A 20842-nucleotide genomic window follows, 5' to 3' on the forward strand; every position below is an offset into this window, starting at 1 on the left:
CATGTTATGATTATCAATATTTCTCAAAACGAGAGAAGGCGCCCCTCGCGGTTTTACTGCGAAGATCTCTGCTTGAATGTGAGAGCCAGGATTGGTGAAGCGGCCGCGCTTTTTGTTGGGTCAGATCCCGTTGCCAGGTCAGATCCCGCAGGCGTCTACGTCAGATCCCGCGGGTTCTTAAGTCAGATCACGCAGGTGCCTGAACACGATCGTGCGCGACACATAGCCGGTCAGGATCGCGACCGCGGCCGCGATCAGGATGATGGCGGCGTAGACGTTCGGCGACAAGTTGAAATCTCCGAACATCACGTCGACCTGCTCGCCGCTCGGGGTCGCCCGCCACCAGGACGAGACAGTCGAGAGCGCCAGGAACGAGATGATCGCCGCCCCGGCCCCAATGGCGCCTCCACGCAGGCCGAGACGGAAAAAGCGGCGCTGAAACTGTCGCGAGATATAGGCGTCGGCGGCCCCGACATAGTGCAGGATTTCGATGATCTCGCGGTTTCCCGCCATCGCGCCGCGCGTCGCGAAAGCGACCGCCAGAACCATCGCGACAAGAACCAGCGCGAAAATCACCGCCGCCCCCGCCACGACGGTCCTGGCCATGACCGCGAGGCGCTCCAGCCACAACCGGTGATCGTCGAGACTGGCGCCGGGGATCGCCGCGGCTAGCGTCCGGCGCAGCGCGGTGGCGTCGAGCCGGGTTTTCGGCGTGAGCGAAACGGTGATGAGGCGCGGAACCGGCAATTCGGACAGATCGAGCCCCGCTCCGAGCCAGGGTTGCAGCAAAGCTTCGGATTGATCCTTCGTGTAGGCGCGCGCCGCGGCGACGCCCGGCGTTTTTTCGGCGAGCTGGGCGGCTTTCGCGGAATCCGCCTCGATATCGCGGCCGGCTGTCGGGCGGATCTGGATCGTCATCTCGCGCGCGACCTGATCCTGCCAGGCGCTCGACGCATCGCCGATCAGGATCGCCGCCCCGGCGGCGAGAGAGGCGAGGAAGGTCATGATCGCGACGACGGTGACGAGCGCGCGTCCGGCGATGGAAGAGGCAGGCACCAGAGCCTGATCGCGCCCGATGCCGGGACCGGACTTGACGCCGAGAATGGCCTTCACGCGTCCCCAGGCTTCTGCGAACATGTTCATTGGACGCTCTTTGCCGGACCAGTTGGAGGTCAATCGAAAATATGCAGACGGCCGTCGCCGAGCACGAGACGCCGGGCGCCGTCGAACTGGTCCATCAAGGCGAGATCGTGGGTCGCTATGACGACCGACGTTCCCGATTTGTGGAGTTCGGTGAACAGGCGCAGCAGGCGGCGGGCGAGGCTCGGGTCGACGTTTCCGGTTGGCTCGTCGGCGAGCAGGAGAGCGGGGCGCACGATCAGGGCCCGCGCGATGACGGCGCGCTGCTTCTCGCCTCCGGAAAGGACCGGCGGCAGGATATGCATCCGGTCGCCAAGGCCGACCCAGCGCAAAAGTTCGGTGACTTCGGCGCGGTAGCTCGCCTCCTCCTTGCCGCGCACCCGCAAGGGCAGGGCGACGTTCTCATAGGTCGTCAGATGGTCGAGGAGGCGGAAATCCTGAAACACGACGCCGATGCGCCGCCGCAGGTCCGTGATCGCGGCCTTGTCGAGCGAGAGGGCGTCGCGGCCAAAGAGGCTGATCAGGCCGCGCGTCGGCCGCAACGACAGAAGGATCAGCCGCAGCAGCGTCGTCTTGCCGGCGCCCGAGGGCCCAGTCAAAAACTGGAACGATTGCGGCTCGATGGCGAAACTGATGTCCTTGAGGATCTCGGTTCCCATTCCATAGCGCAGACCGACATTTTCAAAGCGAACCAATGAAGACCTCGTCTCGCAGTTTGATCGGGTCTATCTCTATCCTCGCCATTGCTCAAGCGCGGGAAGGTTTTTGTGCTCAAGCGCTGGAGTCTGCGCCGCCGCCGATGTGAAATCTTAACGCCGAGGCGGCAGGGAGGTGGTAGGTTATACCATTTGATCCTGAAGTCTCTGGTCTTCGGCGCAAACCATGAAAACGATTGACGTGCGAATGATTAAACTCCGATTGGGCAAACCTTCGGCCAAGTCAAAGCTGGCGGAGCCTTTCATTCTCAACCTTCGCCGAACCCTCGCCAGCTTCGCCTTAAATGCTTGGACGCCCGTCATGATTGAACCGCTCCGCATTATCGAAACGGCGCCGCGACTCACGGCATTCATTTCCGTCAGAATACCGCGTGAAGAGATCCGCAATGTTATGGGCCCCGGCCTCGCCGAACTGCGAGCCGCCGTCGCCGCCCAAAATATTGTGGTCACGGGGCCATGGTTCACGCACCATCTGCGACGACCCGACGAAATCTTCGATTTCGAAATCAGCGTCCCTGTCGCCGCGCCCGTCGCGCCCGTGAACCGGACGAATCCGGGCCAATGGCCGGCCATGCGAGTCGCTCGCACCATCTATCATGGGGGCTACGAAGGCCTCGGCGCCGCTTGGGGCGAGTTCATGGGAGAAATCAAGGCCGCCGGGCGCAGGACCGCTGACGACCTTTGGGAATGTTATCTCATCGGCCCCGAAACGAGCGCCGATCCGGCCGCATGGCGGACGGAATTGAGCAAGCGGCTGGTTGAAACCTAGAGCGTGACTATGCTCAAGCTTTTGACTCCGGAGCGATTTCTGATCGATCGCATGACGAAGCTGGCCCGTCGGGAGGCTGGAACGCTTGCGCCAAACAGGCGCGGTCACGTCGCTTTGGTGGGGGCCTCAGCCCAGAAGGTCGATCAGCGCCGGAATGAGAGGCGCGTCGGCGGGCGGCATCGGATAGGCGCGCATGTCCCTGGCGAATACCCATTTCAGCGCCTGATGCTCGCGCGCCGTCACGAAACCCTTCCAGCGCCGGCAGATATAGAGCGGCATCAGCAGATGGAAGTCGGGATAGGCGTAGCTCGCGAAGGTCAGCGGCGCGAGGCAGGGTTCCTCGACCTCGATGCCGAGCTCCTCGGAAAGTTCGCGGATCAGCGCCGCCTCGGGCCGCTCGCCGGGTGCGACCTTACCGCCAGGAAACTCCCAGAGGCCCGCCAGTTGCTTGCCTTCGGGGCGCCGCGCGATCAGCACCCGTCCGTCGGCGTCTATGAGCGCGGCGGCGACGACCAGCAGCAGGTTCAACGGTGGCTCACGAGCGGTAATCGCCGTTGATCGCGACGTATTCCTTGGTCAGGTCGCAGGTCCAGACGATGGCTTCGCCCGCGCCGATGCCGAGATCGACATGGATGTCGATTTCCTGCTCGCGCATCAGCTTCGAGACTTCCGCCTCATTGTAGCGCGGATCGCGCAGACCCTTATGGGCGACGCGGATATTGCCGAACCAGATCGCGATTCTGTCGCGTTCGGCCTTCTCGCCGGCCTTGCCGATCGCCATGACGATCCGGCCCCAATTGGCGTCCTCGCCGGCGATCGCGGTCTTCACCAGGGGCGAATTGGCGATCGAGAGGGCGATCTTCTTGGCGGCGGGAGCGGAGGCCGCGCCGGCGACGGTGATCTGCACGAACTTGCGCGCGCCTTCGCCATCCTTGACGACCTGATGGGCGAGATCGAGCAACAATCCGTCGAGCGCCGCCTTGAACGAGGCGAGGCGGCGGTCGTTCGCGGCGGCGATTTCGGGCGCGCCGCGCGCCGCCGCCGCGCCGGTGGCGAACAGCAGCAAGGTGTCGGATGTCGAGGTGTCGCTGTCGATGGTGATGGCGTTGAACGACTTCCGCACGCTCTTGCCGAGCAGGGCTTGCAGGGCGGCCGCGGCGATCGGCGCGTCGGTGAACACAAACGAGAGCATTGTCGCCATGTCCGGCGCGATCATCCCGGCGCCCTTGGCCATGCCGGCGATCGTGACTTCGACGCCGCCGATCTCGGCCTTGGCGGTCGCGACCTTGGGATAGGTGTCCGTCGTCATGATCGCCTTCGCCGCCTCAAGGAGGCCATCGGCTCTGGCGTTTTTCACGAGTTTGGGCAGGATTCCCTCGAACTTCGAGGCGTCGAGCGGTTCGCCGATGACCCCGGTCGACGCCAGGAAGATCTGCGAGGCCGGGGCGCCCGTCGCCTTCGCGGCCAGCGTCGCGGCGAATTTGGTCGCCTTCGCCCCGGTCTTGCCGGTAAAAGCGTTGGCGTTGCCGGAATTGACCAAAAGGGCGCGCGCGCGCCCGCCGGAAAGCCGCGCCTGACACCATTCCACGGGCGCCGACGGGCATTTCGACTTGGTGAACACGCCCGCCACTTCCGCGCCGTCATCGAAGAGGGCGAGCATGACGTCCGTGCGGTTCTTGTAGCGGATGGCGGCCGCGCCGGTGGAAAAGCGCACCCCGTCGATTCCGGGCAGATCGGGATAGGACGCGGGCGCAAGCGGAGAGACGGCGGCGGGGGCGGCCATGGTCTGCAATCCTTTGAATCGGGATCGGGGATCTGGAAGACCGGCGGCGGGAGAAACGCCGCCGGCCGCCGGCGTCGCTTTATGGTTTGGCGGGAGCGGGAGCCGCGTCCTTGCCGGCCGGAGCCGGCGGCGGATCGGTCCGCACGATTTTCGCGTTCTTGCGCAGCTCCTGCACCAGTTCGCTCTGGGCCTTCTGGGCGACGTAACGGTTGACCTGGTCCTTCACGTCGGCGAGGGGCGGGAAGGTCTTTGGCCGTTTGCCTTCGACTTCGATGATATGCCAGCCGAACGAGCTCTTGATCGGCTCCGAGCGTTGGCCGGGTTCGAGCTTGAACGCGGCGTCGGCGAATTCCGGCACCATGCGATCCTTGGTGAACCAGCCGAGATCGCCGCCCTCGGAGCCGGGATCCTTCGAGACCTCCTTGGCGACCTTGGCGAAATCCTCGCCGGCCTTGAGCCGTTTCAAGGCCGCCTGGGCGTCCGCTTCCGTCGGGACGAGGATATGGCGCGCGTGAACCTCGATTTCGGGCTTTTGCGCCTTCGCGGCTTCCTCATACGCGGCTTTCACCGACGCATCGGTGATGGCGGACTTGGCCACCTGCCCCAGCAATGTCTCCATCAGCAGCTTTTCGCGGTAATAGGCCAGCTTGGCCGCAAAATCGGGGGCCTGATCGAGCTTATCGGCCTGCGCTTTTTGCGCGACGAGGAGCCCGTCGATCAGAAAATCGAGCAAATAGGCTTCACGAGCTTTCCCTTCGATCTGCGGCGGAAGGCTGGCGCCGAGGTCCTCGGTCGCGATGCGCAGATCCTCGTCCGTTATGTCTTTCCCGTTAACGGTGGCGAGGACTTTGGCGGAGGCGGGCAGGACGGCGAAAACGCTCGCGGTCGAGAGGACCAGCGCGCAGACGAAACCAGCCGTCGTGCCGCGCAATGACGTGGGTGAGAACATGCAGTTGAGCTCCGGCTCTAGGAAAAAGACCAACCCGTGGTGGTAATGGGATCGTAATCAGCGGTTCGAACGGGCGGACAGATGCACGACCGGGGGGATTTGACAAGCTCGGACCCCGATCTTATCTACCGCCCGAGGGTCGATAGGAGTGTTTTCGGATCGATTTCTTCGGCCGGATCGGTTGTTTGCGGCGCCAAAACCGCCGCTCATTTCCGCGCTCTTTAGGGTTCCGCGCTCTTTGGATCCCGTGTCCTTGCAGCGGTTCAAATCGCCCCAGGCCCGGCCGCCCTGGCCTTCGACGGGCGGCGTTCGCCGGCGCCCGGAGTCAACTTAATTCTCGAAAAACAGCAGGAATCCCCATCATGGCCGCCGCCCGCGGCAGATTTTGATCAACGGCCCGCCGCCGAACCCGAAGTCCCCGCGAAGACAATCCAATCCCCGCCCATCCCCGCCCATCCCCCGGATTGAGAGCTAAGGATACTGGCGGTTCGGGAGAGAGCGGGCGGCAGCGCTTGAGCGGCGGCGAAAAGAAACGCTAGAGTGAACGCCGCGATCTTGGTATCGCAGGGGCCGCATCCAGAAAGGTGAACGAAATTATGTTGGGCTCTCTCGCCAAAATGGTTTTCGGATCGGCGAACGATCGCCGCCTCAAGGGGTATCGCCCCAAGGTCGCCGCGATCAACGCCCTCGAACCGGAGATGGTGAAGCTCAGCGCAGAGGAGCTCGCCGCGAGGACCGTCGCGTTTCGCGAGCAGATCGCCGCCGGGAAGTCGCTCGACGACCTTCTCGTTCCGGCGTTCGCGACGGTGCGGGAAGCGGCGCGCCGCGTCCTCGGCCAGCGCCATTTCGACGTCCAGCTGATCGGCGGCATGGTTCTTCACGAAGGCGCGATCTCCGAGATGCGCACGGGCGAAGGCAAAACGCTTGTCGCGACTCTCGCGGCCTATCTCAACGCGCTCGCCGGCAAGGGCGTGCATGTCGTCACGGTCAATGATTACCTCGCCCGCCGCGACTCCGAATGGATGGGCTCGATCTACAATTTCCTTGGAATGACGACGGGCGTCATCGTTCATGGACTGGACGACGAGCAGCGCAGCCAGGCCTACGCCGCCGACATCACCTATGGCACCAACAACGAGTTCGGCTTCGATTATCTGCGCGACAATATGAAGTACGAGCTGCGCCAGATGGTTCAGCGCGGCCATAATTACGCGATCGTCGACGAAGTGGACTCGATCCTGATCGACGAGGCCCGCACCCCGCTCATCATTTCGGGTCCCTCCGACGACAAGTCGGACCTTTACAACGCGATCGACAAGATTCTGCCGCGTCTTGTCTCCGCCGACTACGACCTTGACGAGAAGCAGCGCACCGTCAACCTCACCGACGTCGGCAATGAACATATGGAGGAGCTGCTCCGCGAAATCGGCATTCTCACCGAAGGCTCGCTCTACGAAGCGGCCAACGTGACCATTGTCCATCATGTCAATCAGGCGCTTCGCGCGCACATGCTGTTCCAGCGCGACAAGGAATATATCGTCCGCAACGGCGAAGTCGTGATCATCGACGAATTCACCGGCCGAATGATGCCGGGTCGGCGTTATTCCGAAGGCCTGCATCAGGCTCTCGAAGCGAAGGAGCACGTTCAGGTTCAGCCTGAGAATGTGACGATGGCCTCGATCACGTTTCAGAACTACTTCCGCCTTTACAAAAAGCTCGCCGGCATGACCGGAACCGCGACGACGGAGGCGGACGAGTTCCATGAGATCTACAATCTCGAAGTGGTCGAGATTCCGACCAACCAGCCGGTCCGGCGCTTCGACGAAGACGATGAAGTCTATCGCACGGCGGAAGAAAAGCTGCGCGCGATCACCCGGGAGATCGAGGCCGCAAATGCGAAATTCCAGCCCTTGCTGGTGGGCACCACGTCGATCGAAAAATCCGAGCAACTCGCCGAGGCGATGAAGGCGCTCGGCTACAGGCAGATCGATTTCGCCGAGCCGCAAGCGCTGCAAAAGCTTTATGCGGCCGCTCGGGCGGACCGGCCCTCGAAGCTTTTCGCGGTCCTGAATGCGCGTTTCCACGAACAGGAGGCCTATATCGTCGCCGAGGCCGGCGTGCCGGGCGCGATCACGATTGCGACCAATATGGCGGGTCGCGGCACCGACATTCAGCTGGGCGGCAATGTCGAGATGCGGGTGGCGCAGGAATGCGCCAATCTGTCCGAGGGGCCGGAGCGGGACGCGAAGGAGGCGGAGATCCGCGCCGAAATTCAGCAGTTCAAGGAAAAAGCGCTCGCCGCAGGGGGCCTTTATATCATCGGCACCGAGCGGCACGAGAGCCGCCGCATCGACAACCAGCTGCGCGGCCGCTCGGGCCGGCAGGGCGACCCCGGACGGTCCAAGTTCTTCCTCTCCCTCAAGGACGACCTGATGCGGATCTTCGGCTCGGACCGCATGGAGAACATGCTGGTCAAGCTCGGCCTGAAGGAAGACGAGGCCATCGTTCACCCCTGGATCAACAAGGCTCTGGAAAAGGCGCAGCAAAAGGTCGAGGCGCGCAACTTCGACATGCGCAAGAACGTGCTGAAATACGACAATGTGATGAACGATCAGCGCAAGGTCGTGTTCGAGCAGCGCCGGGACATGATGGCGCAGGACTCCCTCGAAGAAACAATTCACGATATGCGGCAGGGCGTCGTCGACGATCTCGTCGCCAAGCATATTCCGGCCGACGCCTATCCCGAGGCCTGGGACGTCGAAGGGTTCAAGCAAGGGATCGAAACCGAGTTCAACATCGCCCTCCCGGTCGCCGATTGGGCGAAAGAGGAAGGCATCACCGAAGAAGACATGCGCGAACGGCTTCAGACCGCCGCGGACGAGGCCTACGCCAAGCGCGTTGAAAAAAATGGCCCTGAGATCATGCGCTATGTCGAGAAGCAGATCGTCCTGCAGGCGCTCGATCACCTTTGGCGGGAACATCTTCTGACGCTCGACCATTTGCGTCAGGTCGTCGGATGGCGCGGGATGGCTCAGCGCGATCCGCTCAACGAATACAAGTCCGAAGCGTTCGAATTGTTCGGCGAGCTGATCACGCGCCTGCGCGAAGTGACGACTGCCCAGCTCAGCCGCGTCGAAGTGGCCTTCGAGCCGCCGCCCAGCCAGGTTCCGTCCGAGGCCGTCGCCTTTGACAAAGGCAATTCCGAAAACGCGACGGGCGCCGCCTTCGCCGTCGCGAACAGCGCCTTCGCCACGCCGAAGAACGAGACCATGCTGCTTAGCTCCGGCGGAACGACAGAAACGCTTGGGGTCGGCGGCGAAAACTCACCCTATGGAAAGGTCGGCCGGAATCAGCCCTGTCCTTGCGGATCCGGTCGCAAATTCAAACATTGTCATGGGGCCCTGGCGAAAAGCGCGTCCTAGGCGTTGTCCGATCGCATGAAGTCGTGCGATCGATCAGAAATCGCTCCAGAGTCAAAAGCTTGAGCATAGTCTTGTCGATGGGATTCAATTCAATCGGAATATTCTCTAGACTGACTGAATGCCGAGCCAGCAGGCGAGCAGAATCGCGCGCTCCACTTGCCGGAGAACCGGGAACGAAATTGGGGGGCGTTTGCGTTTGATCGAATGCAAGCAAGTCCCGCTCGTTCCGGCGGAGCATAATGTCAACTAAAACCCGGCTCATGCTGGCTCGCCTCGTTGAGAGCTTGGCTCCTTTAGAGAATGGGTTGTTGAGGAATGGGGTGGGTGCGAGCCCCGCGTCACATGCCTTTCGCACCGTAAAAATAAAATAATTTTGCCTCAAGGGAGAACAATTTATGAACACGCCCAAAACAAAATCCAAGACGAAAACCATGACGAAACTCACGGCTGACCTTCTGCTGGGCCTTCCTTTCGCCGCGGTTGTGACCTTCGGAGCCATCGCCGCTTCCGCCCAGGCTCCCGCGCCAGCCCCGACTCCGGCTCCCGCCCCCCCGGCGCAGGCAATGCCCGGTATGGATCACGGCGCCCACGGCATGATGGGCGGTGCCGGCATGCCTGGCATGGACCACGCCGGGATGGGCCACGGCGGCATGGACCACACCGGGATGATGGGCGACATGAGTCAGATGCGGTCCATGATGCACGACATGATGGGCCAGATGGCCGCATCAGCGGATGAACGCATTGCGGCGCTCAAGACCGAACTCAAGATCACGGATGCGCAGGCGCCGCTATGGAAGACTTTCGCGGACGCCCTTTCGGCCGCGGCGAAATCGATGGATCACGCCCATCACGACATGATGCCGGCCGCGCCGGCCGCTGCGCCCGTCGCAGTCGCGCCCAAGCCTGTCGTCGCGCATGGCGACACCTCCTACCCGGACCTCGGCATCATCAAGAAGACCGGCGACGCCCCGGCCCCAACTGCCGCGCCAGCCGCCGCGAAAGCGGACGATTCAACCGCGCTTCCCGCGCGGCTCGGTCATTTCGAGGAAGCGCTCAAGGAACATCTCGAATCCCTCAAGGCCATCAAGACCTCCCTCGATCCTCTCTACGCCTCGTTCAGCGACGAGCAGAAGAAGATCGCGGACGGCCTGATGGTCGGGCCCATGGGCGTGATGTAACAGCCGGACCGCCCCCCTGCTTCGGCCGCGAGAGCGCGCGGCCGGAGAATAGTGCTTGTCCGATCTCTCATTCGCCATCCAATTCATCGATTTGGAAACGCGCCGGACCTTTGAGGCCCGGCGCCCGGTGCGCCCACGCACAGCCTTGCCGGAGCGCGAGGCCTAGTCTCCAGACATCGCCCGAACGAACAGCGGCGAAGAAGGAGAGCAGCTATGATCAACGTCCGCAAGACCATCGCAACCGGCCTCGCCGTCACGACTCTCGGCCTCGCCGTCGCTACCACGTCCACCCCCGCCGCGGCGTGGGGCTATCATCCCTGGGGTTGGGGTATTGGCGCCGCCGCCGCCGGCCTGGCGCTTGGCGCGGCCGCCGCCACTGCGGCTCCCTATTACGGTTACGGCTATGGATATGGTTACGGCGGCTGCTACATGACGCGCCAGCCGGCGACGGATGTCTATGGCAATTTCGTCGGCTATCGCCGCGTCCGGGTCTGCGGCTGAGACCGGAGCCCGAGCGCCGCGCCGCCTGGAGCGCTTTCCGATCGCATGCAGTCATGCGATCGATCAGAAATCGCTCCAGAGTCAAAGACTTGAGCGTATTCTTATTGATGGGATTGATTCAATCCAATCGGAATATGCTTGAGCGCTTTCCGATCGCATGCAGTCATGCGATCGATCAGAAATCGCTCCAGAGTCAAAAAATTGAGCATATTCTTCTCGATTGGATTGATTCAATCCGATCGGAATATGCTCTATCGAAGCGCGAACCCGCTGGCCTCCGGCGCGTATTGTCCGGGGGCCGTCGGCTTTTCGCCGCCTTGACCGCGCCTCATGAGGCAAGTCTTGGTCAAGCAAGTCTTGGTCCCACAAGTCTTGGCGGGCAAGTCAAGCCTCCGTCTTCTGATCCGGCTTCCTGGCGGGGGCGTCTTCCGGATGGTCATGGTGCAGCACTTCATCGAGCCGGCTGCGTTCGAACAGGATGACCACGAAAATCGAAAAGATCAGCGGCACGATCAGGTAAAAAAACCTGAACACCAGAAGCGCCGCGAGCACCTGCGTCTTGGGCAGCGACGGCACGGCGGTGATGAAAAACCATTCGAAAACGCCGAGGCCGCCCGGCGCATTCGACCAGAGCGCCGCCGAGAACGAGGCGACGAACACGCCGAGCACGACGAAAAAGCCGGGGTTGCCGACCTCAGGCAAAGCGAAATAAATGATGCCCGCGGCGCCAAGCAGTTCGAGGGGGGACGCGATCAATTGCCGCACCGCGATTTCAGGCTTTGGATATTCGAGTTTGAACCCTCGGACGACCAGCGGCTTAAATCCGAACACGGATCCGATCACGTAAATCGCGACGCCGGCAAGCATGACCGCGCCGATGATCCGCGCCATGGTCGCGTCGGTCAAAAACCGCAAATTGCTTGGCAACATGCCGCGGAAGCGGCTCAATTGCTCCGGTTCGAGAACCGAGATCAGCCCTCCCACCAGGATTGTTCCGAGGGCGAAGGTCAGCGAGCACACAGCGACGAGGACGGCGACCTGCGCGGCGCTCAGTCCCTTGGTGCTGTAGGCGCGGTAGCGGACCATCGCCCCCGAGAAAACAGTCGCGCCGATATTATGGGCGATCGCGTAGGTGGTGAACGAGCAGAGCGAGATGAAAATCCAGGAAATGTGCTTCACGCCGAGGTGGATCAGCGCGATCCGGTCGTACCAGGCCAACGCCGCGTAAGCGACGAGAGTCGACAACACCGCCAGGACGTAGCGGGAGGCTGGGATGGCCTTGAGGTATTCCCAGACTTCAGGACCGACCGCTTCACCCTTGAACTCCTTATGAAGGAGCCAGAGCGACACCACGACGGCGATCAATCCGATCGCCGGCCAGATAAAATCGAGAACACGTTTCATGAGGCTCCGGTCAGGCTGGGCTTTTCGGCCGGTTGGCCTTGTAAATCTCTGGCAATCCCTGCACCAAGAGCGTTTTCGCCGCAAGGGCAAACCTGCCCGGCGGTGACCGGCGCGGGTCTTCCCGGCCCCGCGGCAAGCCTTGCTTTATGCGCCCATCGCCCGTAACCGCAGGCCGGCGTCTTCGAGCGGCTGCGGCGCCGGCTCGGCGGAATGATCGGATTTCCGGTCGCGGCCTTCAGTATTTTGCGCCTTGGTCAGGTCGTCGAGGGCTTCGTCGAGACATTGCCGGGCTTCCTCGAGCTGAGCCATCAGCTCCTGCGCCGAACGATGCAGATTGTCGCGCCGCGTGCGGGCCGCGCGGGCGTAGGTCGGATAAGCGAAATGCGAGGCGTCGAAAATGCCCGCCCGCTGCTCCTCGATCGCCACCTCCTGATCGAGTTCTCGGGCGATCTTGGAGAATTCGGCGACCATCGATTCGATCTGGACGACCCGCCGGCGTTTCTCATCGACCTGAAAGCGCTTAAGGCGGGTGACTGTTTCCTGCAGCTTCATGTCCCTCAACTCCAACGGCCTTGCTCTTCTGGGGCGGATCGCCTGGGATCGCTCTGACCTCGTAACTTTGCCGCATTAAAGTTGCCCGTTCGTTACCTTGACGAGACGGGACGAATCTTCCCCGTTTGCTTGGCGCGGGGTACGCTTGGCCCAAGTCCCTTCAGTGATTCGCGTTCGTATTTTTCCGTCGCTCGATCCCGCCGCTCCTTCGTGGCGCAAGGTTCGGCGGTCATGGTTGCGCGTCGGCGGCGTTCGCCAAATCAGTGGCGCCGCCCGTTTAAGGTTAGCGGCCATGGTTCGAATTTCGTTACGGGAATGAGTTTGTTAACCAATGGCCGTTAAGGTTACGGAATTCGCAGCGAGCCGGCCTTAGCAAGAAGGGCCGCCTCAACCTCTGCCGCAAAGGGCTTTTGAAGATCTCGCGCGTCGGCAGGCGACCGACGGGGGGAAGATGGGGAACCTCAGATGCGCGTATTATTGATTGAAGACGACAGCGCCACGGCTCAAAGCATTGAGCTGATGCTGAAATCCGAGAATTTCAATGTTTATACGACTGATCTTGGCGAAGAGGCGATCGACCTCGGCAAGCTCTACGATTACGATATCATTTTGCTCGATTTGAACCTGCCCGACATGTCCGGCTATGAGGTGCTGAAGACCCTGCGGATCGCCAAGGTCAAGACGCCGATCCTCATTCTCTCGGGCCTCGCCGCCATCGAGGACAAGGTCAAGGGCCTTGGCTTCGGCGCCGACGATTACCTGACGAAGCCCTTCCACAAGGACGAGCTCGTCGCCCGCATCCACGCCATCGTGCGGCGCTCGAAGGGCCACGCGCAATCGGTCATCACGACGGGCGACCTCATCGTCAATCTCGATCAGAAGACTGTCGAGGTCAGCGGCGCAAGGGTCCACCTGACCGGCAAGGAATATCAGATGCTGGAGCTGCTCTCGCTCCGCAAGGGCACGACCCTCACCAAGGAAATGTTCCTCAACCACCTTTACGGCGGCATGGACGAGCCCGAATTGAAGATTATCGACGTCTTCATCTGCAAATTGCGCAAGAAACTCGCCAATGCGAGCCAGGGCCGTAATTACATCGAGACGGTCTGGGGCCGCGGCTACGTGCTGCGCGAGCCGAGCGACGAGGAAGAGCGGATCACGGCTTAAGGCGCGGGCATCGCTTTCGCATCATGGCTTCGGCTTTGACGCCGGCGGCGGTGGCGGCGGAGAGCCGGCGATCGCGTTCAGCTTCGCGATTTCGTCCTCCGTCAACCCTTTCGCGCCCGGACAGCTCAAAAAAGCCGCGACCAATTTGGCTTTTGCCGCCTTTTCATTTGCGAACTCATCAAGCCTTCGCAGCAGCGCCCGCGCGACATAGGGCGCGCCGAGATAGTCTTCTTTAGGATCATTTGCCCGGCACCCGATGGTCTTCCACGCCGCCAGAACCGCCGCCGGCGCCGCGGAATGTTTTTCCTTTTTCGTCCAGTCGTCGGCGATCGCCTTCTCGTCCGGGAAGGAATCGGGCTTCAGCCTTTTCTCGATCCGCGCCAGAGCGTCGTCCCGCTTTTCTCCGGCAGGAATTGTTTGCATCATAAACTGGCGCCTATCGTCGAAGCTTTGCGCGTCTCTCTCGGAAAATGGAGAAAGAACGACGGTTTCCGGAGCGACTGCGTTTCGCGCGTCGGCTCGCCACACCGACGCGTCTTGCATGATCGCGCCCTGCAGCTGCGCATAATCGAGCGACGCGCCCTGCAGCTCCGCCAGATAGAGCGTCGCGCCCTGCAGCTGCGCCGCTTGGAGCGACGCGCCCGGCAGCTGCGCGCTATCGAGCGACGCGCCCTGCAGCTTCGCCTCACCGAGCAACGCGCCCTGCAGCTGCGCCAGAAAAAGCGACGCGCCCTGCAGCTGCGTCTTGATGAGCGACGCTCCCTGCAGCTGCGCCGCTCGGAGCGACGCGCCCTGCAGCTGCGCCAGAAAAAGCGACGCGCCTTGCAGCTGCGCCCCCTCGAGCGACACGCCCTGCAGCTGCGTATAATCGAGCGACGCGCCCTGCAGCTGCGCCCCCTCGAGCGACGCGCCCTGCAGCTGCGCCCGATCGAGCGACGCGCGGTCGAGGTAGGCGCCGGTCAGATCTGCCTTGCGCAAATCGGCGAAATCGAAACGGGCGCCTTCGAGCCGGCGGCCCCGCAACGAAAACGTATGCTTGGCCCAGGACAGTTTTTTGTCGTCCTCGATCTTTTCCGCCTCCAGCAAATCGAAGCCGGGCAGGACAAGCGTCGTGGAAAACGGGCTTTTGCGGCGCCGCGTGACATCGTCGATGGCGCCGTTGAACAGCAGATTGTGGAAGGAGGTCGGTATGGGTTCGCCCCAGGCGCCCGTCGCGCCGAGCCATGCGGTGAAGCCATTTGCGGGTATCCATCGCCGGTCGCCGATGCGCTGGTCCAGCCATTCGCCCGGAAACCTCGCGGCGATGGCGAGCCCGATGGGGATGAGGCTCGCGAGCGCGAGAACAAACGCGCCGGGACGCCAGAGCTTTGGCCATTCGACGCTGCCGCGGCCGTCCAGCACGGCGGGCCAGAGCGCCCAGAGCAGAAGAAGATCAGCGACGAGCGCGAAGCGCTGGACCCAGGTCACCCATTCAAGGTGATAGGGCAGAAACTGCGCCTGAATCAGCAGTAGCAACAGCACGGGGGCGATGACGAGCGAAATCCAGGCTATGGCCTTGAGGATCAAGCCAAGGCCGCCGTTGCGGATTTCCTTCGGCCCCGCCAGAAATTGCACGAAGATATTGCTTGGCAACCGCCGCCGTTCGGCGTTGCGCTTGTCGTCGGCATCGCCAAGCTCGTCCCGCAGCGCTTTATCATAGGCCCCGGCCTTCGCCGCCAGCATGACGAAATGAACAAGCGTATAGACGTGAACGATGACAAACAGGAGCGGCGCGAGAGAGAAGAACGCGACGAGCGGCAGATCGACATTGAGGAACGGCAGCTTGACCGGGTTTTCGAGCAGAAGGCGGCGTCCTCGACGCTCTTGCGCGCGGCGTCGAGCGCGGCGGAGGGGGCAGGCGCGGCCTCGGCTGGTTTTTCCGCAGGCGCGGGTTCGGCCGCCGGCGTCTCCTGCGCCGGCGGAGCGCCGGAAAGATCAAGTCCGCTGTCGGATTTAGTCACAAGCCTTCCCCCTGCGCAGTGTCGCGCCGGGGAAAGCTTCGGGCAAGGGTAAAGTGAACTGTCTAAACAGCCGCCGCGGCGAGATCTCGCGCCTCTGCGAACTCGGCGATCGCCTCGATGGCGACGAAATCGCTGTCCGTCGCGACCGTCAGCCGCATCTCCACCGCCCTGGCGACAAGCCCGGTGTAGAACGCCTGAATGCCATGCGCGTCCACGGCCCCTTCGGGCGTTCCGGCGAGAAGGGCTGGCGCATGGCTCGCCAGTTTGGCGTTGGCGCCTTTCGCCGTCACCGAAAATCGGGGGGAGCGTTCCGCGTCGCCGTCGACGATGACCGTGATCACGCCGCCGCGCGGAATGGCCGCCGCCGCGATGAGGCAGAGGTTCAGGATCAGCTTGACCTGATTTTTCGGCATCAGCACGCGCGGCGCCCGCCAGTCTATTTGCGTCTTCTCTCCGGCGAAAAGGCCGCGCGCGACCTTTTCGGCGTCGCCGATGTCGATCGAGGCGCCGGCCGAACCCGCCGCGCCGAACGCGAGGCGGCAGAATTGTAGCCGCGCCGAGGCGGTGTGGGCGCTTTTCTTGATGAGATCGAGGGCGAAGCCGCGCATTTCCGCGTCTTTTTCATCCTCCAGCACTTCGAGTCCGTTGACGATGGCGCCGACGGGGCTGATCACGTCATGGCAGACCCGCGAACACAGAAGGGCGGCGAGGTCGAGGGCGTCGAGGGCGTAAACCGTCATGGCGTCATCCTGTTCGTCGGGAGCCAGTCCCGATCACGAGACTCAAATGATCGATGAGAAGCAATAAAATTGAATATGCTCGAGCATGTCGAATTCGAAAAAAGAGGTCAACTCTCGCCCGAAGCTTCTTTTGGGAGGCACGACGAACGTCGCGTCAACGATGATTCGTTCGAACTTTGACTTTCAGGCTTGTTCGAAGACTCTTGTCTGAGCCGAAGACCTTAAAAAAACGGAAATTGGCGGGCGGGTGCCCGCATTGGCTTCTGGGTCGGCGCTTCTGCGTCGGCAAGGTTGAAATCGCCTTGCCCGAAGATCAAGCCGGCGATGAAACAAGCTCGGGGAACGCGGCGCGGCCGGCGATATTGCGCCCCCACGTCAGCCGAAAAAAAGGCCCGGAGCTTGACGCTCCGGGCCTTTCGGTTTCCGGTTCGATCAACAGTTAGAGCATATTCCGATTGGATTGAATCAATCCAATCGACAAGAATATGCTCAAGCCTTTGATCTTGGAGCGATTTCTGATCGATCGCATGATTTCATGCGATCGGAAAGCGCTATAGCGGCTGATCAGCCGAACTGGTTCATCGTGTTGTGCGCGCCGCCGGCCTTCAGGGCCGCCTCGCCGGCGAAATATTCCTTATGGTCGTCGCCCATGTCGGAGCCGGCCATGTTCTGATGCTTCACGCAGGCGATGCCGTGACGGATTTCCTGACGCTGCACGTTGCGGACGTAGCCGAGCATGCCCTGCGAGCCGAAATATTCCTTCGCAAGGTTGTCGGTCGAGAGCGCCGCCGTGTGATACGTCGGCAGGGTGATGAGGTGGTGGAAAATGCCGGCCCGCTTCGAGCCGTCCGCCTGGAAGGTGCGGATGCGCTCGTCAGCCTCGTTGGCGAGATCGGTGCCGTCATAATCCACGCTCATCAGCCCGGCGCGGTCGTATTCGGAGACGTCCTTGCCGGCCGCTTTCCAGGCGTCATAGACCTGCTGGCGGAAATTCAGCGTCCAGTTGAAGGACGGCGAATTGTTGTAGACCAGCTTGGCGTTGGGGATGACGGCGCGGATTTTGTCCATCATGCTGGCGATCTGCTCCACATGCGGCTTTTCGGTTTCGATCCAGAGCAGGTCGGCCCCGTTCTGCAGCGAGGTGATCGAGTCGAGCACGCAGCGGTCCGCGCCCGTGCCGGGGCGGAACTGATAGAGGTTGCTCGGGAGGCGCTTCGGCCGCAGCAGCTTGCCGTTGCGGTTCAAGATGACGTCGCCGTTGCGGGCGTCGCCAGGCGCGACTTCCTCGCAATCGAGGAACGCATTGTACTGGTCGCCGAGGTCGCCGGGTTCGCGGCTGACGGCGATCTGCTGGGTGAGGCCGGCTCCGAGAGAATCCGTGCGGGTGACGATGATGCCGTCCTCGACGCCAAGCTCAAGGAAGGCGTAACGGCAGGCGCGCACCTTGGCGAGGAACACCTCGTGCGGCACGGTGACCTTGCCGTCCTGGTGACCGCACTGCTTTTCGTCGGAGACCTGGTTTTCGATCTGCAGGGCGCAGGCGCCCGCCTCGATCATCTTCTTGGCGAGCAGATAGGTGGCCTCGGCGTTGCCGAAGCCCGCGTCGATGTCGGCGATGATTGGCACGACATGGGTCTGATAATTGTCCACGGCGGCGAGCAAGGCCTGTTCCTTCGCCTTGTCGCCCGCCTTGCGGGCGGCGTCGATCTCGCGGAACATGCCGCCGAGCTCGCGGGCGTCAGCCTGACGCAGGAAGGTGTAAAGCTCCTCGATCAGCGCGGGAACGGAGGTTTTCTCGTGCATCGACTGATCGGGAAGGGGGCCGAAATCGGAGCGAAGCGCGGCCACCATCCAGCCGGACAGATAGAGGTAGCGCCGGTCGGTCCCACCGAAATGCTTCTTGATCGAAATCATTTTCTGCTGGGCGATAAACCCGTGCCAGCAGCCAAGCGACTGGGTGTAATTGGCGGGATCGGCGTCATAGGCCGCCATATCCTTGCGCATGATCGCGGCCGTGTAGCGGGCGATGTCGAGACCCGTCCGGAAGCGGTTCTGAAGCCGCATCCGCGCCACGGATTCGGCGTTGATGCCGTCCCATGCGCCGTGCTTGGTTTTGACGAGCTGATCAATCTGGGCAAGATGGGTCTGATATTCGTTCGGCTGCCCCGGCTGGGGAATCTGGCTTTGAAAAGTCATTGCGCACGCCTCTTTTGGCCGTCAAAGCGAAAAGCTTTGCTCACTTCGTTTCCGCGTCTTCACAGGGATTGACAAAACGCCACATGGACAGTGGACGAGATGAGCGTCTTATTGATCAAACCTTCTTGTTCAACAAGACTTAAGTGCGGGCTTGACGCCGGAATAAGGTGCGTGTGTAATTAGCACACATCCCAATTCTGTATCTATGTAAATAGATTGACATTAGTGACAAAACAGGCGCCGCCCAGAAAGATCTTCGCCGGCCCGCGCCTCAAACGCCTGCGCCGCGAACGCCAGCTCACCCAGGCGCGCATGGCGGGCGACCTCGACGTCTCGCCGAGCTACCTCAACCTCATGGAGCGCAACCAGCGTCCGATCACCGTTCAGGTTCTGCTGCGCCTCACCGACGTCTACGGCGTCGATCCACGCGCCTTCATGGATGGCGAGGGCGAGCAATCCGCGACGGAAGTGGAGCAGATGCTGACCGACCCGCTGTTCCGCGAAGCCGGGGTGCCCCGCGCGGAAGTGCGCGACGCCGCGGAGAACTCGCCGGCGCTGATCGCCGCGATGCTGCGGCTCTATCGCGCCTATGCCGCCGCGCGCGAGGCGAGCGAGGCGGGAGTGTTCGCGGGCGCCGACCGGGACCGCGCCGAACCGCTTCTTGGCGAGAGCCCGATCGACCGCCTGCGCGCCATTCTCCAGGAGGCCCGCAACCATTTTCCCGAACTTGAGGCGGTGGCCGAGACATTCGCCTCCAATCTTGCGCTTGGCGGCCATGACCTTTTCTTCTCGCTCTGCGAGCATCTGCGCTCCCGGCATGGCGTCCGGGTCCGCGCCCTTCCGGTCGAGGTCATGGGCGACCGGCTGCGCAGCTACGACCATCATCGCCGCCAATTAACGATCTCCGAGGTCATGGATCAGCCGGGCCGCACCTTTCAGGCCGCCTACCAATTGGCGTTCAGCGAATTCAGCCCTCTGCTCGACGAAATTTCGAGGCGGCTCGAACAGGGCGACGAGATCAGCCTGAAACTGCTGCGCGTCACCCTCGCCAATTATTTCGCCGGCGCCCTGATGATGCCGTATGGACGCTTTCACGAGGCGGCGGAGCTTGTCGGCTACGATATCGACGTCCTGGCGGCGCGGTTCGGCGCAAGTTTCGAACAGGTCGCGCACCGGCTCACCACGCTGGCCCGGCCGACCGCGCGCGGCATCCCGTTCTTCCTTGTGCGGGTGGACAATGCGGGCAACGTCTCGAAGCGCTTCTCGTCGAGCCGGTTTCCCTTCGCCCATTCGGGTGGCACCTGCGCCTTGTGGAACATTCACGCGACCTTTTCCGATCCCGGCCGCATCCTGACGCAGGTCGTCGAACTGACCGACGGCACGCAATGGTTCTCGATCGCGCGCACGGTGCGCCGCTCGATCACGCCCTGGGGGTCGATCGAGCCGCGTTTCGCCATCGGGCTCGGCTGCGAGATCAAATACGCCCGCCGGCTGGTCTATGGAAAGCGGCTCGATCTCGATGCGCTGGACCCGATGCCGATCGGGATCAATTGCCGCCTCTGCGATCGTCCGGCCTGTCCCCAGCGCGCCGCCCCTCCGGCCCTGCGCGGCCTGCAAGTGGACGAGACGATGCGCAGCGTCTCGCCGTTCACGTTCAGGGACGTTTGAGGGAAAGTTCCGACGCCGCCGCCTTGGAAGCCCAAGCCCTATGGGATCAAATCCTGGGTCTTGAGATCGGCGGCGATGAAGGCCTCGGCGCGCCTCCAGGCGCCTTCGTCGTCGCCCCGAAACGTGAGAAAGCGATCGAGGACAAGCTTGTCCTTCTCCAGATCGACGACTTGCACTTTCGCCGTCTGCACCAAGGTGCTCATCTTGTGGATTCCTCCATAGACGATCAGCGCGGCGCCGGCGCTTCTGGCCGCCGCCAGAAGCCGGGACGGATCAACGTGAGCCGCCGAGCACGGCTCGGCCCCGCAGTTCAAGGCGACCGGACGATATTTCTCGCTTGCCGATAATTCCTCGCGCAGCGAATCCATGAATGTTTGCATCAAGGTCCGATGCTTGCCGGTCTGGTCCTGCGCTTCGCCGGAGCTGTCGATGTAATCGAAGTCGACGATGGCGACGGGGATCGTCGCGGCGATCGACTCCGCCGCGCCGCTCGGCGCAGCCCAATGCAACAGCGCCGCCGTCGCGGCGCCGGCGGCCTTCACGCAGATTCGGCGGAACAGAAGCGCATTTCCTGATTGACTCGAAGGGTCGCTGGTCACGGCCGGCCTCCTCTTGCTCGTTCTTTTCAAGCAAAGTACCGGCGCGTCCGCGGCG

At 62.5% G+C, this 20842-nt stretch carries 18 protein-coding genes; 7 read left to right on the forward strand and 11 right to left on the reverse strand.

Going from position 1 to position 20842, the window contains the following annotated elements; translation table 11 throughout:
• Positions 1-177 precede the first annotated feature (177 nt).
• Positions 178-1143 carry a cell division protein FtsX gene (locus tag BM177_RS11270; RefSeq protein WP_139223593.1) on the reverse strand — a complete coding sequence of 322 codons (966 nt, stop codon included), beginning with the start codon at positions 1141-1143 and terminating at the stop codon, positions 178-180.
• 29 nt (positions 1144-1172) lie between these two features.
• Positions 1173-1835, reverse strand: coding sequence for a cell division ATP-binding protein FtsE (gene ftsE / locus BM177_RS11275; RefSeq protein ID WP_091682340.1), 663 nt, complete (start codon positions 1833-1835; stop codon positions 1173-1175).
• A 322-nt stretch (positions 1836-2157) separates the two neighbouring features.
• On the opposite strand from ftsE, the gene BM177_RS11280 reads away from it, so the two are divergent.
• Positions 2158-2625 (forward strand): GyrI-like domain-containing protein, encoded by a 468-nt coding sequence (locus BM177_RS11280; protein WP_091682563.1) that lies wholly within the window; start codon positions 2158-2160, stop codon positions 2623-2625.
• A gap of 126 nt (positions 2626-2751) precedes the next feature.
• Here BM177_RS11280 and BM177_RS11285 read toward each other — a convergent pair whose 3' ends face one another.
• From BM177_RS11285 to BM177_RS11295, 3 genes are all read right to left on the reverse strand, one after another.
• On the reverse strand, positions 2752-3153 hold the full coding sequence (locus BM177_RS11285) for a (deoxy)nucleoside triphosphate pyrophosphohydrolase (RefSeq protein WP_175492577.1): 402 nt from the start codon (positions 3151-3153) through the stop codon (positions 2752-2754).
• Positions 3154-3160: 7 nt separating this feature from the next.
• A complete protein-coding gene (argJ, locus tag BM177_RS11290; protein ID WP_091682346.1) occupies positions 3161-4408 on the reverse strand; it encodes a bifunctional glutamate N-acetyltransferase/amino-acid acetyltransferase ArgJ in 1248 nt (415 codons plus the stop codon).
• Between the two features lie 79 nt (positions 4409-4487).
• Positions 4488-5357 (reverse strand): peptidylprolyl isomerase, encoded by an 870-nt coding sequence (locus tag BM177_RS11295; protein WP_091682347.1) that lies wholly within the window; start codon positions 5355-5357, stop codon positions 4488-4490.
• A 596-nt stretch (positions 5358-5953) separates the two neighbouring features.
• Here BM177_RS11295 and secA point away from each other — a divergent pair.
• The 3 genes from secA to BM177_RS11310 all read left to right on the forward strand — a co-directional run bounded on the left by secA (position 5954) and on the right by BM177_RS11310 (position 10461).
• Positions 5954-8779, forward strand: a complete 2826-nt coding sequence (secA, locus tag BM177_RS11300) for a preprotein translocase subunit SecA (protein WP_091682348.1) — start codon at positions 5954-5956, stop codon at positions 8777-8779.
• A gap of 395 nt (positions 8780-9174) precedes the next feature.
• Positions 9175-9960: a Spy/CpxP family protein refolding chaperone gene (locus BM177_RS20035; protein WP_175492578.1), complete on the forward strand. Its 786-nt coding sequence runs from the start codon at positions 9175-9177 to the stop codon at positions 9958-9960.
• A gap of 213 nt (positions 9961-10173) precedes the next feature.
• Positions 10174-10461, forward strand: a complete 288-nt coding sequence (locus BM177_RS11310) for a hypothetical protein (RefSeq protein ID WP_091682350.1) — start codon at positions 10174-10176, stop codon at positions 10459-10461.
• A gap of 384 nt (positions 10462-10845) precedes the next feature.
• Here BM177_RS11310 and BM177_RS11315 read toward each other — a convergent pair whose 3' ends face one another.
• Complete coding sequence (locus tag BM177_RS11315; RefSeq protein ID WP_091682352.1) at positions 10846-11865, reverse strand: putative bifunctional lysylphosphatidylglycerol flippase/synthetase; 1020 nt, start codon at positions 11863-11865, stop codon at positions 10846-10848.
• 144 nt (positions 11866-12009) lie between these two features.
• Complete coding sequence (locus BM177_RS11320; RefSeq protein ID WP_091682354.1) at positions 12010-12417, reverse strand: flagellar export protein FliJ; 408 nt, start codon at positions 12415-12417, stop codon at positions 12010-12012.
• A gap of 465 nt (positions 12418-12882) precedes the next feature.
• Here BM177_RS11320 and ctrA point away from each other — a divergent pair, with 465 nt between their 5' ends.
• Complete coding sequence (ctrA, locus tag BM177_RS11325) at positions 12883-13584, forward strand: response regulator transcription factor CtrA (RefSeq protein WP_091682357.1); 702 nt, start codon at positions 12883-12885, stop codon at positions 13582-13584.
• A gap of 21 nt (positions 13585-13605) precedes the next feature.
• On the opposite strand, the gene BM177_RS11330 is transcribed toward ctrA, so the two are convergent.
• Positions 13606-15306 (reverse strand): pentapeptide repeat-containing protein, encoded by a 1701-nt coding sequence (locus BM177_RS11330; protein ID WP_091682359.1) that lies wholly within the window; start codon positions 15304-15306, stop codon positions 13606-13608.
• Positions 15307-15330: 24 nt separating this feature from the next.
• Between BM177_RS11330 and BM177_RS11335 the strand changes: the two genes are divergently transcribed.
• Complete coding sequence (locus tag BM177_RS11335; protein ID WP_139223594.1) at positions 15331-15636, forward strand: hypothetical protein; 306 nt, start codon at positions 15331-15333, stop codon at positions 15634-15636.
• Positions 15637-15646: 10 nt separating this feature from the next.
• On the opposite strand, the gene chpT is transcribed toward BM177_RS11335, so the two are convergent.
• Together chpT and BM177_RS11350 are read right to left on the reverse strand one after the other, a co-directional pair.
• Positions 15647-16324: a histidine phosphotransferase ChpT gene (gene chpT / locus BM177_RS11340; RefSeq protein ID WP_091682364.1), complete on the reverse strand. Its 678-nt coding sequence runs from the start codon at positions 16322-16324 to the stop codon at positions 15647-15649.
• A gap of 564 nt (positions 16325-16888) precedes the next feature.
• A complete protein-coding gene (locus BM177_RS11350) occupies positions 16889-18520 on the reverse strand; it encodes an isocitrate lyase (protein ID WP_091682369.1) in 1632 nt (543 codons plus the stop codon).
• Positions 18521-18745: 225 nt separating this feature from the next.
• Here BM177_RS11350 and BM177_RS11355 point away from each other — a divergent pair, with 225 nt between their 5' ends.
• A complete protein-coding gene (locus tag BM177_RS11355; protein WP_091682371.1) occupies positions 18746-20188 on the forward strand; it encodes a helix-turn-helix domain-containing protein in 1443 nt (480 codons plus the stop codon).
• 38 nt (positions 20189-20226) lie between these two features.
• Here BM177_RS11355 and BM177_RS11360 read toward each other — a convergent pair whose 3' ends face one another.
• Positions 20227-20787 (reverse strand): DUF2380 domain-containing protein, encoded by a 561-nt coding sequence (locus BM177_RS11360; protein WP_175492579.1) that lies wholly within the window; start codon positions 20785-20787, stop codon positions 20227-20229.
• Between the last annotated feature and the right edge of the window lie 55 nt (positions 20788-20842).

The sequence above is a fragment of the Methylocapsa palsarum genome (assembly GCF_900114285.1).
GTDB lineage: Bacteria > Pseudomonadota > Alphaproteobacteria > Rhizobiales > Beijerinckiaceae > Methylocapsa > Methylocapsa palsarum.